Annotated in this window: 14 protein-coding genes; 8 read left to right on the plus strand and 6 right to left on the minus strand. The window is 61.6% G+C overall.

The genetic code is table 11. The features are described from left to right. Positions 1–67 precede the first annotated feature (67 nt). A complete protein-coding gene (locus MN188_RS07115; RefSeq protein ID WP_242106995.1) occupies positions 68–655 on the plus strand; it encodes an acyl-homoserine-lactone synthase in 588 nt (195 codons plus the stop codon). Positions 656–813: 158 nt separating this feature from the next. Next, complete coding sequence (locus MN188_RS07120) at positions 814–1,197, plus strand: hypothetical protein (RefSeq protein WP_242106997.1); 384 nt, start codon at positions 814–816, stop codon at positions 1,195–1,197. Between the two features lie 737 nt (positions 1,198–1,934). Here MN188_RS07120 and MN188_RS07125 read toward each other — a convergent pair. The 6 genes from MN188_RS07125 to MN188_RS07150 all read right to left on the minus strand — a co-directional run bounded on the left by MN188_RS07125 (position 1,935) and on the right by MN188_RS07150 (position 9,851). Next, the gene (locus tag MN188_RS07125; RefSeq protein ID WP_242106999.1) at positions 1,935–2,294 is read right to left on the minus strand and encodes a TusE/DsrC/DsvC family sulfur relay protein; all 360 of its coding nucleotides are present in this window, start codon (positions 2,292–2,294) and stop codon (positions 1,935–1,937) included. A gap of 9 nt (positions 2,295–2,303) precedes the next feature. After that, positions 2,304–4,196, minus strand: coding sequence for an acyl-CoA synthetase (locus MN188_RS07130; protein ID WP_242107001.1), 1,893 nt, complete (start codon positions 4,194–4,196; stop codon positions 2,304–2,306). A 102-nt stretch (positions 4,197–4,298) separates the two neighbouring features. Next, entirely contained in the window at positions 4,299–6,104 is a 1,806-nt protein-coding gene (locus MN188_RS07135) for an ABC transporter transmembrane domain-containing protein (RefSeq protein ID WP_242107003.1), read from the minus strand. A 300-nt stretch (positions 6,105–6,404) separates the two neighbouring features. Further along, positions 6,405–7,706: an NAD(P)/FAD-dependent oxidoreductase gene (locus MN188_RS07140; protein WP_242107005.1), complete on the minus strand. Its 1,302-nt coding sequence runs from the start codon at positions 7,704–7,706 to the stop codon at positions 6,405–6,407. Then, positions 7,706–9,103: an aspartate aminotransferase family protein gene (locus MN188_RS07145; protein ID WP_242107006.1), complete on the minus strand. Its 1,398-nt coding sequence runs from the start codon at positions 9,101–9,103 to the stop codon at positions 7,706–7,708. The genes MN188_RS07140 and MN188_RS07145 overlap by 1 nt, the downstream gene beginning before the upstream one ends. A gap of 88 nt (positions 9,104–9,191) precedes the next feature. Continuing rightward, positions 9,192–9,851: a GntR family transcriptional regulator gene (locus MN188_RS07150; protein ID WP_242107008.1), complete on the minus strand. Its 660-nt coding sequence runs from the start codon at positions 9,849–9,851 to the stop codon at positions 9,192–9,194. A gap of 167 nt (positions 9,852–10,018) precedes the next feature. On the opposite strand from MN188_RS07150, the gene MN188_RS07155 reads away from it, so the two are divergent. The 6 genes from MN188_RS07155 to MN188_RS07180 all read left to right on the plus strand — a co-directional run bounded on the left by MN188_RS07155 (position 10,019) and on the right by MN188_RS07180 (position 16,674). Further along, positions 10,019–11,104: a polyamine ABC transporter substrate-binding protein gene (locus tag MN188_RS07155; protein ID WP_242107010.1), complete on the plus strand. Its 1,086-nt coding sequence runs from the start codon at positions 10,019–10,021 to the stop codon at positions 11,102–11,104. A 72-nt stretch (positions 11,105–11,176) separates the two neighbouring features. Continuing rightward, positions 11,177–12,319: an ABC transporter ATP-binding protein gene (locus tag MN188_RS07160; protein ID WP_242107012.1), complete on the plus strand. Its 1,143-nt coding sequence runs from the start codon at positions 11,177–11,179 to the stop codon at positions 12,317–12,319. Next, positions 12,319–13,209 carry an ABC transporter permease subunit gene (locus tag MN188_RS07165; protein ID WP_242107014.1) on the plus strand — a complete coding sequence of 297 codons (891 nt, stop codon included), beginning with the start codon at positions 12,319–12,321 and terminating at the stop codon, positions 13,207–13,209. The genes MN188_RS07160 and MN188_RS07165 overlap by 1 nt, the downstream gene beginning before the upstream one ends. Beyond that, a complete protein-coding gene (locus MN188_RS07170) occupies positions 13,206–14,018 on the plus strand; it encodes an ABC transporter permease (RefSeq protein WP_242107017.1) in 813 nt (270 codons plus the stop codon). Before MN188_RS07165 ends, MN188_RS07170 begins: the two co-directional genes overlap by 4 nt. Further along, positions 14,015–15,361: a glutamine synthetase family protein gene (locus MN188_RS07175; protein WP_242107019.1), complete on the plus strand. Its 1,347-nt coding sequence runs from the start codon at positions 14,015–14,017 to the stop codon at positions 15,359–15,361. The genes MN188_RS07170 and MN188_RS07175 overlap by 4 nt, the downstream gene beginning before the upstream one ends. Continuing rightward, the gene (locus tag MN188_RS07180; RefSeq protein WP_242107021.1) at positions 15,358–16,674 is read left to right on the plus strand and encodes an NAD(P)/FAD-dependent oxidoreductase; all 1,317 of its coding nucleotides are present in this window, start codon (positions 15,358–15,360) and stop codon (positions 16,672–16,674) included. The genes MN188_RS07175 and MN188_RS07180 overlap by 4 nt, the downstream gene beginning before the upstream one ends. Positions 16,675–16,741 lie beyond the last annotated feature (67 nt).

Below are 16,741 nucleotides of genomic sequence, written 5' to 3' on the forward strand. Positions count from 1 at the left end.
GCCCTTGGAATTCAATGCTTTTTCAGATGCCGGGCTGGGATTTTCAACCAAGCTGGAGGCTTTTTTCATGCAAACCACGACACTTTCGTTCGAAAACATGCACAACCATGGCGAGCTTTTTGCGAATCTTCTTCGCGCTAGACGTCAGTCATTCATCGTGCAAAACAACTGGGACCTACCCGAGGCTATGGGGATGGAATACGACCAATATGACACCCCTGCCAGCCGTTGGGTCGCCGTGCACCAGTTCGGTCAGATTCTGGCCGGCATCCGACTGACACCGACCACCGCACGGTGCGGCATCTATTCCTACATGATCCGCGACGCGCAGCGTGGGCTGCTCGATTCGATCCCCTCGGACCTGTTGTATGACGAGGCGCCCGTGGCGGAAAACATCTGGGAAAGCAGCCGCGTCTTCGTGGCCCATGACACACCGCAGCGCATCCGCCGCCGGGTGCATGCCCACCTGATCACCGAGATGACCAAATCCGCCCGCGAACTGGGCGCGACACAGGTGCTGGGACTGATTCCGGCAAACTGGCCACGTTGGGCCAAACGCTGCGGCCTCGACGCGGTCGGCGCGGGTCGGGTGATGCATATCGACGGGGTGGACAACCAGGTTGTGTCGATCAACCTGTCGACTAAATTGCATTAAACGGGTGCGCCTGTCTTCCCCTGACCTTTGGGTCGGGGGAACTCCGAAAGTCGGCTCTGATCACATTGTGATCAACCCGCGGGTGTCAATTACACCGTTCTTAGGGCATACTTGCAGGCCTCTGAGAGCCGTGGCGGATTTTGACCGAAAGCAATATGATGAACACGTCTGGTTTCAGCGACGCGCTGCTCTTTTATTCAATCTCCTACAAATGCCAGCACGAAGGCGTAGCCAGCCTGGCCGGGATTATTGCAGCAGAGGACGCCATTAACAGAAGCGCTCCGACCCTTGATGAACTCAATGCTGGACTGAGCAAACTGCACGCGGCCGGGTTAATAGAGCGCATGGCAGATGGCTTTTGCACAACCGGCGCAGGCACCAAGTTGTACGAGATTGTAAATGCGGGCGACGGTGATGTGTTTTCCCGGTTGGAGAAATTGGCGTCTCTGATCGGTGCGCCAAACTCCTTGGGTGGAGTTTCGCCGGAAGTGTCAGCAAGCGAATATCAGAGCGCATACAGCGCCTATTACGGTTTATCGTAAATTGCCGTTGAAATTGTGAGAGTACGCATAGGTTCGCGCGCTACTTCCCTTTGGGCAAACCCTCTCGTACGCCAATTTCAAGCCAGCATTTTGCTTGGGACGCGCCTTGCCACTCCAATTCGACTTCACCCTTCCAGTACTTCCACACTCCGCAGATGGTCCAGGTTGCCAACGCCTATCGCTCCCCAAACGGGAAACCGCTCGCCACCCAAATTGTATTGGGGGGCGGCATGCCACAACGGCACGATGTGCTTCCGGAACAGATGCTCATGTGAATCGAAACCACCATTGCCTTCACCCTCACGCTTGGCGATGTGGGAAATGACCTAACCCGAAGGCCGCTCGAACACGCTGACGCCGACAAAGATCACACCAATGCCTGGGTGGGGGTGTAGCTCTACAAATTGAACGTGGTCGTTCTTGTCAAATTCGACCCCGACCGCTCCGTTCCTGTATCAATCAATTCGGTCGTGGGGCGATGATTTTTCATGGCCCATATCGTGCATCACTCCGATCACATCTTCTCGTTATGCACCCAGCCTAATCGGCAAAATACCGGTATGAGGCAGCACATCGAAGGACGTGGGCGAACGGGCGAATGGGCGAATGGGCGAATGGGCTTAGCATTCTAGGGACCTTCATCAATCAAACCCATGTCCACCGCTCGGCGAATGCCTTCATTTTCCCTTCACCCAAGTTGGGGCCCCTTCGCCCGGCACGCCTGCCAGCCAAGCACCCTACCCCGTCGACCAGGCCCTTGGCTGCTTCATCCCGGCAATCTTGATCGTCTGTTTGACATAGCCGTAAGGGAACAGGTCGAACAACTCGGCGCGTCCGGCGCGTTTGTTGCCGTCGCCAAGGAAGGCCATCACAAAGCGCACGTCGGGGATGATGCCGTTGGCCTCGGCCTCGTCCCGCACGAAATCAATCACCTGCCAGTGACGGTCGGTCAGAGTAATCCCCTCACCCGCTGCCGCGTGTTCGGCGAACTCCGGCGTCCAGCTGTCCGGGTCGGTCAGGTACCCGTGTTCATCAAGCAAAAAACGCTGCCCCTTTTCCAGGGACAGCGTTTCGATCATGTCAGGTCGGGTGCGCATGAGTCTGGCTCAATCCATCCATTCAAACGGGCGCGTGAAGTTGCCCAGCGTGTGGTTGACCGCCTCGAAGTCCACGTCGCCCATCGCGCGCAGACGCGCCACCAGACCGCGTTTCTTGTCTTCTAGCACCTCGACCACTTCGGCGGCGTGCCCGGCCTCGGCCAGGGCCGCGTTATAGACGCGTGTAATGGCGCTGCGGCGCAGGTCGGGTTTGAACACTTTGCCAACGGCGGTTTTTGGCAGTTCATCCAGGATCTCGATATGCTTGGGATGCGCTGCACGTTCGTGCACGTGCTTCTTGGCGAACGCCATCAACTCCTCAACCGTCACCTCGGCGCCGCCGATCAGTTCGACATAGGCGCAGGGCAGTTCGCCCGCAAAGGCATCGGGCTGGCCGATCGCACCGACGAAAGCAACCGCCTCGTGACCTGCCAGAGCCTCTTCGATCTCGGCTGGGTCGATGTTGTGCCCGCCGCGAATGATCAGATCCTTGGCGCGGCCGGTGATCCACAGATAGCCATCTTCGTCGATCCGGCCCAGATCACCCGTGCGCAGGTATTTCTCCCCCGCGAACAGCCCCTTGTTCTTGGCCTCTTCGGTATAAGTGTTGCCGGTGAACACGCCCGGGTTGGAGACGCAAATCTCGCCCACAACATCGGTTTCGCATTCTTCCAGAATGACGCCATCGGCGTCGCTGTTCAGGATTTTCACATCCGAATAGGGGAACGGCACTCCGACAGACCCGACCTTCTTGTTGCCGCCCGGAGGGTTGCAGGAGACCAGGCAGGTCGCTTCGGTCAGGCCATAGCCCTCGACGATGGTGACGCCGGTGGCCTTTTCGAACCGGTTGTAAAGCTCGACCGGCAGCGGCGCCGAACCCGAGAACGCGATCTTCAGCGACGACACATCCGCATCCATCGGGCGCTGCATCAGCGCGGCAATGGCGGTGGGTACGGTGATGACAAAGCTGACCTTGTAGCGCTCGACCAGCTTCCAGAAATTGTCAAACACCCCGTCACCGCGATAGCCCGCAGGTGTCGGGAATACAACGTGAGAGCCAGACGTCAGCACCGCCATGAAGATCACATGAACGGCAAAGACGTGGAACAACGGCAGCGGGCAGATGATCACGTCCTCTTCTGTGAACAGCAGGTTCGCGCCCAGCCAACCGTTGTACATGATGCCGGAATACTTGTGCTGCGCCACTTTGGGCATGCCGGTGGTGCCACCGGTGTGGAAATAGGCCGCCACGCGGTCTTCCTTGCTGTCGGCAAAGTCCAGCGTCTTGTTCTGCTTGGCGAGTTCCGCGTTGAAATTCAGAACCGGCGCATGGTGGCTGACCGGGTTCTTCGGGCGGATCAGCGGCACGATCAGGTTCTTGGGAAAGCCAAGATACCGGTTCAGGTCGATCTCAAGAACCGTCTTCACGTTCGGCGCCAGCTTCACCGCCTCGGCGGCCAGCTGTGCCACTTCGGTCTTGGGGAAGCTTTTCAGCGTAACCAGAACCTTGGCCCCGGTCTCACGCAAGATCGCGCCAACCTGTTCGGCGTCCAAAAGCGGGTTGATCGGGTTCACGATGCCCGCAATCGCCCCCCCCATCAGGGTATAAAGCGTTTCGTTCGCGTTCGGTAAAAGATAGGCCACAACATCGTCTTCGCCGACACCCAGCGACCGAAACAGGTTTGCCGCCTGCACGCTGCTGTCATGCAGCTGGTTCCAGGTCAGTGTTTCCTTCTTGTCGGTTGGGCCCGAGGTGATCTGATACGACACCGCCGGGCGCGGCCCGAAAGTATCCGCTGTCTGTTTCAGGCGTTGATACAGCGTGACCGGTTTGTCGCGCTCTTCCCAGGACATTTCTGCCTCGACCTTGCGGACGTCCTCCATCGACGTGAAATCGTACATGTATTCTCCTCCCCTGCCCCCGTTCATCGGAGCGTCATTTGGGAAAGAGCATGGGCTTTTCAGCCGCCCTGCGCAAGTCTGACGTAACGTGGAAAGCCGGGCTTACTCTGCGGCAAGGCCTTCGGTGAATTGCAGTTTGGCTAGGCGCGCGTACAGCCCACCTTCGGCCACCAGTTCATCATGGGTGCCCTGCGCCACGATCCGGCCCTCGTCGAACACGACGATACGGTCGGCCTTCTTCACCGTGGCAAGACGGTGGGCAACGATAACCGTCGTGCGATCCTGCGCCAGGGCGTCTACGGCCTGCTGCACCAACCGCTCGCTTTCGGCATCCAGCGCGCTGGTGGCTTCGTCCAGCAGCAGCACCGGCGCGTCGCGCAGGATGGCGCGAGCGATCGCGATACGCTGTTTCTGCCCGCCCGACAGCATCACGCCACGTTCACCGACGAACGTGTCGTAACCCTGCGGTAGCTTGGCCAGAAATTCATGCGCGGCAGCGGCACGGGCGGCGGCCTCGACCTCGGCATTTGTCGCCTCGGGTCGACCAAAGCGGATGTTATCACGCGCCGATGCAGCGAAAATCACTGCGTCCTGCGGCACCAGCGCAAGGTGGCGACGGAATTCGTCCCGACGCACGTCGCGCAGGTCGATCCCGTCCAACTCCACCGCGCCGTCATCAGGGTCATAGAAGCGTTGCATCAGCTGAATGATGGTCGATTTTCCCGCCCCGGACGGACCGACCAGCGCCACGGTTTCACCAGGCGCAATGTGCAACGTTACCTCGTGCAACGCCGCAGTCTCGGGTCGCGCCGGATAGTGGAAGGTGACATCGCGAAACACCACGCCGCCGGTAGGACGGGATGGCAACGCCTTGGGATCGCGCGGATCCTCTACCGTGTCTTCCGCGTTCAAAAGCTCCACCAGACGCTCAGTCGCCCCCGCCGCGCGTTGCAGTTCGGACCAGATTTCCGACAGCGCACCGACCGCACCTGCGACCATCACCGCATAGATCACAAATTGCACCAGCGCCCCGATTGACACCGTGTCCGCGCGCACGTCACGCATGCCGATCCATAGCACCCCGACCACGCCCGAGAAGATCAGCGCAATCACGATAACCGTCATCACCGCGCGCGTGCCAACCCGCTTTTTCGCCGCGTCGAAGCTTTTTTCGGTGACCTCGCCAAACTCTTCCCGGCTAGCGTCTTCGTGGGTAAAGGCCTGCACGGTCTGCACCGACAAAAGCGCTTCGGAGGCATTGCCAGAGCTTTTCGCGATCCAGTCCTGGTTTTCCCGGCTCAGCACCCGCATGCGCCGACCTAGCACCACAATCGGCACGATCACTGCGGGCACGATCAAGAGCACCAGCATGGTCAACTTGGGCGAGGTCAAAAGCATCAGCACAAGACCGCCCAGGAAAATCAACAGGTTGCGCAGCGCCACCGACACGGACGACCCAATGACGGACAGGATCAGGGTCGTGTCCGTGGTGATGCGGCTCAGAACCTCGCCGGTCATGACGCGTTCGAAAAACGCGGGCGACATGCCGATCACGCGGTCAAACACCGCTTTGCGGATGTCGGCCACAACCCGTTCGCCCAGTCGAGTGACAAGGTAATACCGCATCCCTGTGCCCAGCGCGAGCGCCCCAGCCACCCCGAGCGCGGCCAGGAAATACTGATCCAGCAAGTGATCAGTCGATTCCCCGAACCCATCGATGACGCGTCGCACCGCCAGCGGCAGGATCAGCGAGATGCCTGCGGTCAGAACCAACGCGACCCCAGCGGCCAGCATCATCAGGCGATGCGGGCGCAAGAAGGGCCACAGCCCCCCCAACGCGCCGATGCGCTTTGACTTTTCGCGGTCCTGAGCGTCTTGCCCTTCGCGTCCCGTGTCGCGTCCTGCCATATCGCGGCTCCTTCATGTTCCGGGGACAGATAACGGCACAGGCGGCGGGTCACAAGACTTGCCGCGCCCCTGCCCCTGCCAAAGGTATTCCGCCCCCGCGTCAGGCCCGCCTTGCGGACCCTCCTTCGAGGTCGGGGCGGGGCCTCGCTGCGCTCGGCATGGAATCTGGTGGCCTCGCCTTCGGCTCGGCACTCTCTTTCAGCTGTCCCGAAGTAGTGCCACCAGAGGCAAGAAAACTCTTCTGGTGCTTCAGAAAGGATTTTTCGCCTCCGACGGGGGTATTGGGAGAAAGGTTAAACCTCAGAGCCTGTCGCGCAGGGAGAACCAGAGCATCCCGGCGACCAAAAGCGGCCAGCGCAGAGCTGCACCGCCCGGGAAGCGGGGTGTAGGTACGTCGGCCAAAAGGTCGAACCGCCCCGCCTGCCCTACCAGCGCCTCGGCGGCCAGTTTTCCGCCCAGCGTGGCCATCGCAACGCCATGGCCGGAATAACCCGACGCGCTGAGAATATTGCCGCTGAGCCGTGCGAAATGCGGCATGCGGTTCATCGTGATCCCCAGGGTGCCGCCCCAGGCAAAATCGATGCGTGTGCCTTTCAGCTGGGGATAAATCTCCAGCATCGGTTTCGAGACCAGTTTGCGGATGTCCTTGGGAAAGCGGTAGCCATAGCTTTCCGCGCCGCCAAACAGCATGCGGTTGTCTTCGGACAGGCGGAAATAGTTGATCACGAACTTGCTGTCGGCCACCGCATGGTTTTCGCGGATCAGGTCACGGGCAAAGCTTTCATCCAGCGGCTCGGTCGCCAGGATGTAATTGTTGATCGGCATCACCCGCGTGGCAACGTGGCCTTCGGCGTGGCCCAGATAGCCATTGCAGGCCCAGAGCACGTGCCCCGCCTTGATCACCGCCTTGTCGGTGCGCACAGTCGCCGGGTCGCCTTGATCCACCCCCGTCACACGGCTGGTTTCACAGATGCGCGCGCCGGCAGAGTCCGCGGCGCGGGCCAGACCGAAGGCATAGCGCAGCGGGTGCACATGCCCGCCACCCATGTCCAGCGTGCCGCCATGATACGCAGGCGAGCCGCACAGGTGGTGCATTTCGTCTCGGTCCACCGGACGGATCAGGTCGTAGCCATACTCGTCCTGCAATTTGCGGGCATAGTCGTGGCTTTCGGGCACGAAGCGAGCGCGATGATCAGCGTGCAGGATGCCGTCGACGAATTCCGCCTCGGGCGCGTGAGCGGCCACCAGATCGCGCACCAATTGCACACTTTCCAGCGACAGGTCCCATAGAGCACGGGCGCGGTCCTTACCGACCATCTCCTCCAGTTCATCCTGCTCCACCCGCTGACCGGTGCCGACCTGCCCGCCGTTGCGCCCTGAGGCGCCAAAGCCCACGCGGTGCGCCTCAAGAAGCACCACGTTCAGGCCCTTTTCGGCCATGTGCAGCGCCGCCGACAGGCCGGTAAACCCCGCGCCGATGATGCAGACGTCGCAGGACATTTCGCCCTCGGCGGGTCCATAGGGGCCGGGATGGTCAGCGCTTGCGGCATACCAGCTGTCGGGAAATATCCCGACCCGGTCGTTGGCGGTCAGAATGTCCATCAGCTTGCGGCGACCAAAAGCCCCGCGGCCTTCACGTTCTCATAGGCTTCGTCCAGCGACTTGCGCGCGCGTTCGATCAGCACGTCGATCTCTTCGGTCGTGATCACCAGCGGCGGCGCGATGATCATCCGGTCGCCGACATGGCGCATGATCAGGTTGTTGGCAAAGCAGCGTTCGCGGGTCATGAAGCCGATCGTGCCGGCATCCGACGCGAACGGCGCGCGGCTGCCTTTTTCCGGCACCAACGCCAGCGACGCCATCAGGCCAACAATCTTCGTCTCGCCCACCATCGGGTGATCGGCCAGCGAATGCCATTTTTCGGCCAGATACGGACCGGCCACGTTCTTGACGTGATTGACGACACCCTCTTCTTCCATGATGCGCAGGTTTTCCAGCGCCACGGCACAGGCTACCGGGTGACCGGAATAGGTATAGCCGTGGTTGAATTCGCAGGCGTCCAGCACCTTGGCGACCTTATCGTTCACAATCGACGCCCCGATCGGGGCGTAGCCCGAGCTGAGCCCCTTGGCGACGGTCATGATGTCGGGCTTGATGTCGTAGTACTCGCTGCCGAACCATTCGCCGGTGCGGCCAAAGCCACAGATGACCTCATCCGCGATCAGCAGGATGTCATACTTGTCGCAAATGCGCTGAATTTCCGGCCAGTAGCTGTCGGGCGCGACGATCACGCCACCGGCCCCCTGCACCGGTTCCGCGATGAAGGCCGCGACCTTGTCCTGGCCCACTTCAAGGATCTTCGCTTCCAACTGGCGCGCGCGCTCCAGACCGAATTCCTCGGGGTCGGTGTCGCCGCCTTCGGCCCACCAGTGCGGCTGGTCGATGAACTCGATACCAGGGATCGGCAGGCTGCCTTGGCCGTGCATGCCCTTCATGCCGCCCAGCGACGTGCCGCCAATCGTCGACCCGTGATAGGCATTCCAGCGCGAGATGATCACGTCACGCTCTGGCTGGCCCTTCTCGGCCCAATAAGTGCGCACCATGCGGATGTTGGTGTCATTCGCGTCCGAACCACCGTTGGCGAAGAACACGTGGTTCAGATCACCCGGTGCCAGCTCGGCCAGCTTTTGTGCCAGCGCGATGCCGGGCACGTGGGTGGTCATGAAGAAGGTGTTGTAATACGGCAGTTCGCGCATCTGGCGCGCGGCGACGTCCGCAAGCTCATCGCGGCCATAGCCGATGTTCACGCACCACAGGCCCGCCATTGCATCAAGGATCTTGTTGCCCTCGCTGTCGGTCAGGGTCACGCCGTCGGCGCGGGTGATGATCCGCGCGCCCTTTTGCGATAGCTCATCATTGGTGGTGAACGGGTGCATGTGATGCGCCGCGTCGATCGCCTGAAGCTCTTCGGTCGGCATGTGATTCGTGATCTTGTTCATATCTGGCGCTCCCATCGGGGGTGAAATCTGAAATCCTCGCCAGAATATGATCAAAATTCACCGTGTCAACGAGAAGCCTGATTTATGATCAAACCTTTTCGCCCAGAAGCGAGGCGCGCACCTGGTCGATTCCCTGCAGGATGTCGCCCCGGATCGCCTCGGCCACCGCGTCGCCGTCGCCCGCGCGCATGCCCGCCAGCGCCTCGGCGTGCTTATCAGGCAGGTTGGCGGTGCCATAGCGCCCCAGCACGACGCGCAAAGACGGCCCCCCCCGCAGCCACAGCATGTTGGCGATCGACAAAAGCACTTGCGCGCCAGACAGTTCATAAAGCGCCGCGTGGAACCGGTAATTGTGTTCGAGATAGCCGCGTACATCGCCCCGGTCGATTGCGGCGTTCAGCTGATCATCCATCGCTACAAGGCGTGTAATGTCGTCCGGCGCCATGTTTTCAACGGCCCTGCGCGAAACCTCAGGTTCGACCGCCAACCGGGCAAAAGCGATTTCATCCCATTCGGACACGTCCAGAACCGGCACCGTCACGCGTCGGTTGCCCTGAAACACCAGCGCTCCTTCCGAGGTCAGACGCCGAATCGCTTCGCGCACCGGCGTCATACCGACGCCCAGCGTATCAACCAGGCCCTGAATCGTCACCGCCTGGCCCGGCGTCAGCTCTCCGAACAAAATCATTTCGCGCAGCCGACGATAGACCTTTTCGTGGTCCGGTAATTTTGCGGTCTTGACCTGCAAGCCCCTGCCCTCCGTCACAATTTCTTTGCCATTCCCGGCCCCAAGGATAGTCTTGAAAAGCAGCCTAACCTGCCCTGCGAAATATTACCATATTGCGCGCGGCGTGTTTTTTTGATCAAATGTCACCGATTGGGCGACGAACGCCTGAACACAGGGAGCAAGAATACATGAACAAGACTTGGATGACTTTGGGCGTCGCCCTGGCGATGGGCGCGTCTGCCGCCACCGCCGAAGAAGTGCGCGTTTACAACTGGTCGGACTATATCGACGAAGAACTGCTGGAACAGTTCGAAGCCGACACCGGGATCGAGCTGATCTACGACGTGTTCGATTCGAACGAAGTGCTGGAAACCAAGCTGCTGGCCGGTGGCTCGGGCTATGACGTCGTCGTGCCATCGGGCACCTTCCTGCAGCGTCAGATCGTGGCAGGCGTGTTCCAGCCGCTGGACATGGCCCAACTGCCCAATCACGGCAACATGTGGGATGCGATCGAAGCACGCACCGACAAGTATGACCCCGGCAACAAGTATTCCATCAACTACATGTGGGGCACCACCGGCATCGGCGTAAACACCGGCAAAGTGGCCGAAGTGCTGGGCGACGACGCCCCGATCGGGTCGCTGGCCCTGCTTTTTGACCCGGCCAACATGGAAAAGCTGGCGGCGTGCGGCGTGCATATCCTTGACGCCCCGGCGGAAATCATCCCCGCCGCCCTGGCCTATATCGGCGAAGACCCCGACAGCCAGGACCCGGACGTGATTGCCAAGGTCGAGCCGGTTTTGACCGCGATCGCGCCTTACGTGCAGAAGTTCCACAGCTCGGAATACATCAACGCGCTGGCCAACGGTGACATCTGCGTGGCGTTCGGCTGGTCCGGCGACATCCTGCAGGCCCGTGACCGCGCCTGGGAGGCCGAGAACGGCGTCGAAATCGCCTATAACGCCCCGTCCGAGGGGGCCCTGATGTGGTTCGACCAAATGGCGATCCCCGCCGACGCGCCGAACCCGACGGCCGCGCATGTGTTCCTGAACTGGATCATGGACGCCCAGGTTGCCGCGACCGCGTCGAACTATGTCTACTATGCCAACGGCAACATGGCCTCGCAGCCGATGCTGGTGGAAGACGTGATCGGCGATCCGGCCATCTACCCGGACGAAGAGACGTTGAAGAACCTCTACACCACGTCGCCCTATGCGCCGAAGGTGCAGCGGGTCGTGACGCGCCTGTGGACCAAGATCAAGTCGGGCACCTAAGCCCCGCAATCCAGCCCCCCGCGTGACCCACGCGGGGGGCTTTTTTGACCTCTTATCCAATTCAGGTGTGCCATGGCTGAAACTGCCCCGATCTCTGCTGATTTTGCGCCGTGGGAAGCCCCCGACGCCAAGCCGATCATCCAATTCAAGAACGTCACCAAACGATTTGGTGATTTCACCGCCATCGACGACCTGACGATCGACATCTTTCCGCAGGAATTCTTTTCCCTGCTGGGCCCGTCGGGCTGTGGCAAGACCACGATGATGCGGATGCTGGCAGGGTTCGAAAGCCCGACCGAAGGCACAATCCTGCTGGACGGTCAGGACATTGCGCCGGTGCCACCGAACAAGCGCGCCGTGAACATGATGTTCCAAAGCTACGCGCTGTTTCCGCACCTGTCGGTGTCAGACAACATCGCCTTCGGCCTGAAGCGCGACGGTCTATCCAAGGACAAGATCGCCGACCGCGTCGAGGAGATGCTGAAGCTTGTGCAGCTGAGCCAGTTTGCCAGCCGCAAGCCGCACCAAATCTCCGGCGGGCAACGCCAGCGTGTGGCCCTGGCCCGGTCGCTTGCCAAGGCGCCGAAGCTATTGCTTCTGGACGAACCTCTGGGCGCGCTGGACAAGAAGCTGCGCCAGGAAACCCAGTTTGAGCTGATGGACATTCAGGAAAAGACCGGCACCACCTTCGTGATCGTGACCCACGACCAGGAAGAGGCGATGACCGTGTCCTCCCGCGTGGCGGTGATGGACCACGGCAAGATCATCCAGGTCGCCACGCCACAACAGATCTATGAAGAGCCGAACTCGGTCTATGTCGCCGACTTCATCGGCGACGTGAACATCATTCGCGGCACCGCCAAGCGTGCTGACGGCGACCACGTGCATATCACCTTCGCCGCCGATCACGCGCCCCTGATCGCCGCCACGAAACGCGACATTGCCGAAGGCAGCGAGGTCGCCTTGGCGATCCGCCCGGAAAAGATCGCAATCTCGACCGAAAAACCCGAAGATCGCAACAACGCGATCCAGGGCAAGGTGCTGGACATCGCCTATCTTGGCAACATCTCGACCTATCACGTCGAATTGCCCGGCGGCGCGGTCGTGAAGGCGCAGACCGCCAACACCCGCCGCGTGCATCGCCGCAGCTTCACCTGGGACGACAGCGTCTGGCTGTCCTGGACGGACACGGCTGGTGCCGTGCTGGTGGAGTGATGCGGCGCCTTTCCCTGATTTCGGTTCCTTATCTGTGGCTTCTGGCCCTGTTCCTGGTGCCGTTCCTGATCGTGTTGAAAATCTCGCTGTCGGACACCGCGCTGGCGATCCCGCCCTATACCCCCACGCTGGACCTGTCGCAGGGCTGGGCGGGGCTCGCGCAATGGTGGGCCGGTCTGGACATGGAGAACTTCTGGTTCCTCGCCGAGGACAACCTGTATTGGAAGGCCTACCTCTCCAGCCTGAAAATCGCCGTCACCTCGACCCTCCTGACCCTGTTGGTGGGCTATCCCATCGCCTATGGCATGACGCGCGCGCCGGACGAATGGCGCCCGACACTGATGATGCTGGTGATCTTGCCGTTCTGGACCTCGTTCCTGATCCGCGTTTACGCGTGGAAGGCGATCCTGAGCCAAGAAGGTCTGCTCAACCAGCTTTTGATGAACATCGGCCTGATCAGCGAGCCGCTGATCATCCTGAACACCAACCTCGCCGTCTATATCGGCATCGTCTACACCTACCTGCCCTTCATGGTGCTGCCGATCTTTGCCGCCCTTGACCGGCTTGACGGATCGCTTCTGGAAGCGGCCGAGGACCTGGGCTGTTCGCGCCTGACGGCCTTCTGGCTGGTGACCATGCCGCTGTCGAAACAGGGCATCATTGCAGGCAGTTTCCTGGTCTTCATCCCCGCGATGGGCGAATTCGTCATCCCGGCCCTGCTGGGTGGATCGAAAACCCTGATGATCGGCAAGGTGTTGTGGGAGGAGTTCTTCTCGAACCGCGACTGGCCCGTGGCCTCGGCCGTGGCCGTGATCCTGCTGCTTCTCTTGATCATTCCGATTGTGCTGTTCCAGCGCAACGAGGAAAAACAGCGGGAGGCCGAAGGATGAGACGTCTGAGCTGGTTCAACACGGTATCGCTCACCCTTGGGTTTGCGTTCCTGTACATCCCGATGATCATCCTGGTCATCTATTCCTTCAACGCGGGCAAGCTGGTCACCGTCTGGACGGGATTCTCGACCAAATGGTACGGCGAGCTGTTCCAAAACGAAGCCTTCCTGAACGCAGCCTGGGTCACGTTGAAAGTCGCGGTCATTTCCTCGACCTTCGCCACGGTGCTGGGCACGATGGCCGCCTATGTCATGGTGCGCGGCGGGCGGTTTTACGGCCGCACGCTGTTTAGCGGCATGATCTATGCGCCGCTGGTGATGCCCGAAGTGATCACCGGCCTGTCGCTGCTGCTGCTGTTCATCGCCATCGGCCTGGATCGCGGCACGCTGACCATCGTGCTGGCGCATACGACGTTTTCGATGTGCTATGTCTCGGTCGTCGTGTCGTCGCGCCTGGTCACCTTCGACCGCTCGTTGGAAGAGGCCGCGCTGGACTTGGGCTGCACGCCGTTTGACGCCTTCAAATCCGTGACCCTGCCGATCATCGCGCCTGCGGTGATCTCGGGTTGGCTGTTGGCCTTCACCCTGTCGCTGGACGACCTTGTGATTGCCTCGTTCACCTCTGGCCCCAGTTCGACCACCCTGCCGATCAAGATCTTCTCGGCGGTGCGTCTGGGCGTGTCGCCTGAAATCAACGCCCTGTCGAGCATCATGATCGGCATCGTCGCTTTCGGCGTCATCACAACATCCCTCATGTCCAAACGCGCCATCACGCGCCGGCAGGCAGAAGAAAACAAGGCCGTGCAATGACCATGACTTTCCGCGAAGAATATGCCGCCTATGTGGCCGAACACGGGCGCCCTGACCGGGTTGAACTGATGCTCTGCGACCTCAATTCGGTCCTGCGCGGCAAATGGCTGCCCGGCGATGACGAGGCAAAGCTGGCTGATGGCGCCGTGCGGCTGCCGATTTCCACCTATGCGCCCAACATTCTGGGCGAAGAGGTCGAGGCAACCGGGTTGGGCATCACCGTGGGCGACCCTGACGGGCGCATCGTGCCCATTCCCGGCACGATGAAACCGGTGCCCTGGGCAAACAGCCACGTGGCGCAGGTTCAGATCGAGATGCTGGACCCGGACACCCACGCGCTCAGCCAGCTGTCGCCGCGCCAGCAGCTGGCCAACATGGTTGACCGGTTCCACGCCCGCGGGCTGAACCCGGTGCTGGCGACCGAGCTGGAATTCTACCTGTTCCAGCCGCGCACCGACATGGACGCAGCCCCGGTTCCGCCCGAACGTTCCCCCACCGCGCAGAACTATGACCTTGAGGTGCTGGAACGCACCCAGGCGTTTCTGGACGACGTGCTGTCGGCCTCCAAGGCGCAAGGCCTGGCCACCGACACATTGATTGCCGAGTTCGGCCCGGGACAGTTCGAGATCAACTTCCACCACACCGACGACGTGCTGGCCGCCGCCGACACTGGCGTGTGGTTCCGCCGCCTGGTGCGCGGCGTGGCCCGGGTGCATGGCATGGAGGCGACCTTCATGGCCAAGCCTTACGCGGGCTTCCCCGGCAACGGCATGCATGTGCACGCCTCGGTCGTCGATGATGCTGGCAAGAACATCTTTGATGCGGGCGGAGAGGTGTCCGACACGCTCAAGGCCGCCGTTGGCGGGGTGCTGGACACGATGCGCGACGCGCAGGCGGTGTTCGCCCCACACATGAATTCCTACCGCCGGTTCCAGCCCAATTCCTTCGCGCCTTCGGCCCCAGACTGGGGCTTTGACAATCGCGCCGCCGCCGTACGCCTGCCGGAAATCAAAGGCCCGGGTGCGCGGCTGGAACACCGCATTTCCGGCGCCGATGTGAACCCCTATCTGGCGATCACCGCGATCCTTGGCGGCATGCTGCACGGGCTGGACAATGCGCCCACCCTGCCCACGCCGCTGGACGATCCCGCGGCCTCTCCCGCAGCGCCGCTCACCGACAATTGGAGCGCCGCCGTCGAACGTTTTGCCGCCTCGGACTTCATCCGCGACACCTTCGGGGACCGGTATCAACGCATCTATGCCGATGTGCGGCGCGATGAGATCTCGCAGCTGACGACGGAAATCAGCCAGGTCGAATACCGGACCTACCTGGGTCGGCTTTGAGGCGGCCTTACGAAGACTACGCCTATTCCGATGCAGCGCGGGCCGAGTGTTTCTGGACTTTGCCCGCCCATGACTGGCCCCGCGCCCAGGGCGACCTGACCACGGAAGTCGTTGTGATCGGCGCGGGCTTCACTGGCCTGTCCGCAGCCCTTCACCTGGCGCAAGAGGGCGTGCAGGTCACGGTGCTTGAGGAACAGATCCCCGGCTGGGGCGCATCGGGGCGCAATGGCGGGTTCTGCTGCATGGGCGGCGCCAAAGCCAGCCCGGAAAAGCTGGCAAAACGCTTTGGCGAAGCCGCCGCGCGCGAGTTTTACAATGCCGAGAAAGCCGCCATCGACCTGGTGGCCGAGCTGCTTGATACCCACAATATCGACGCTGACACCCATTCGGACGGAGAGGTCCTTCTGGCCCACCGCCCCCGCGCTGTGGACGCGCTGCGGGCGGACGCAGACATTTACACCGCCCTCGGGGAAAGCGCCCAGATGTTGAGCAAGCCGCAACTGGACGAACGCGGCATGGCGGGGCCAGAGTTTCACGCAGGGCTCCACCTGAAACTGGGCTTTGCCTTGAACCCGGCGAAATACGCCCACGGCCTGGCCCTGGCCGCACAAATGGCCGGCGCCGACATCCGCGCCCACAGCCCGGCAACAAAGATCGCGCCGCAAAACGGCGGCTTCATCGTGACCACACCGCAAGGGCGGGTGACGGCAAAGAAACTGATCCTCGCCACCAACGGCTATTCCTCTGATGACCTGCCCGACTGGCTGCACGCCCGGTTCCTGCCGGTGCAGTCCAACATCCTTGTGACCCGTCCCCTGACGGAAGATGAATGCGCCGAACAAGGCTGGACCAGTGACCTCATGGCCTATGACAGCCGTCATTTACTGCACTATTTCAGGTTGTTGCCCGATGGCCGTTTCCTGATTGGCACACGCGGCAACGTCACCGCCACCGCCCAAGGTCAGGCCCGGATGCGCGACACAACCCGCGCGGACCTCGCGCGCATGTTCCCGGCCTGGCGCGACGTCGAAACGCCGCATTTCTGGTCCGGACTGGTCTGCCTGGCGCGCAACCTCACCCCCTATGCTGGCCCGGTCGGCAGCTGGGACAACGCCTGGGCCGGCCTGGCGTACCACGGAAACGGCGTCGCCATGGGCAGCTGGACCGGGGCCCGCCTGGCCGACATGGTTCTGGGACGCAAATCCCCGCCAAAGGTCCACCAAGCCCCGCTTGCCCGTTTCCCGCTGGGGCGCGCCCGCCGCCTGCTCCTGCGCGGCGCCTACCACCTCTACCGCTGGCAAGACGGCGCGTAATCCCTTTTTTTTGCCGCAAGTATCCCCGCCGGAGGCACAAAATTTGCCGAGCCGAAGGCGAGGCCCC

The organism is Aliiroseovarius subalbicans (assembly GCF_022678625.1).
In the GTDB taxonomy this organism is placed as follows: domain Bacteria; phylum Pseudomonadota; class Alphaproteobacteria; order Rhodobacterales; family Rhodobacteraceae; genus Aliiroseovarius_A; species Aliiroseovarius_A subalbicans.

Bases quoted from the DNA above. Each gene is read 5' to 3' on its own strand.
- MN188_RS07115 (WP_242106995.1), top strand. From the start codon at position 68: ATGCAAACCACGACACTTTCGTTCGAAAACATGCACAACCATGGCGAG.
- MN188_RS07120 (WP_242106997.1), top strand. From the start codon at position 814: ATGAACACGTCTGGTTTCAGCGACGCGCTGCTCTTTTATTCAATCTCC.
- MN188_RS07125 (WP_242106999.1), bottom strand. From the start codon at position 2,294: ATGCGCACCCGACCTGACATGATCGAAACGCTGTCCCTGGAAAAGGGG.
- MN188_RS07130 (WP_242107001.1), bottom strand. From the start codon at position 4,196: ATGTACGATTTCACGTCGATGGAGGACGTCCGCAAGGTCGAGGCAGAA.
- MN188_RS07135 (WP_242107003.1), bottom strand. From the start codon at position 6,104: ATGGCAGGACGCGACACGGGACGCGAAGGGCAAGACGCTCAGGACCGC.
- MN188_RS07140 (WP_242107005.1), bottom strand. From the start codon at position 7,706: ATGGACATTCTGACCGCCAACGACCGGGTCGGGATATTTCCCGACAGC.
- MN188_RS07145 (WP_242107006.1), bottom strand. From the start codon at position 9,103: ATGAACAAGATCACGAATCACATGCCGACCGAAGAGCTTCAGGCGATC.
- MN188_RS07155 (WP_242107010.1), top strand. From the start codon at position 10,019: ATGAACAAGACTTGGATGACTTTGGGCGTCGCCCTGGCGATGGGCGCG.
- MN188_RS07160 (WP_242107012.1), top strand. From the start codon at position 11,177: ATGGCTGAAACTGCCCCGATCTCTGCTGATTTTGCGCCGTGGGAAGCC.
- MN188_RS07165 (WP_242107014.1), top strand. From the start codon at position 12,319: ATGCGGCGCCTTTCCCTGATTTCGGTTCCTTATCTGTGGCTTCTGGCC.
- MN188_RS07170 (WP_242107017.1), top strand. From the start codon at position 13,206: ATGAGACGTCTGAGCTGGTTCAACACGGTATCGCTCACCCTTGGGTTT.
- MN188_RS07175 (WP_242107019.1), top strand. From the start codon at position 14,015: ATGACCATGACTTTCCGCGAAGAATATGCCGCCTATGTGGCCGAACAC.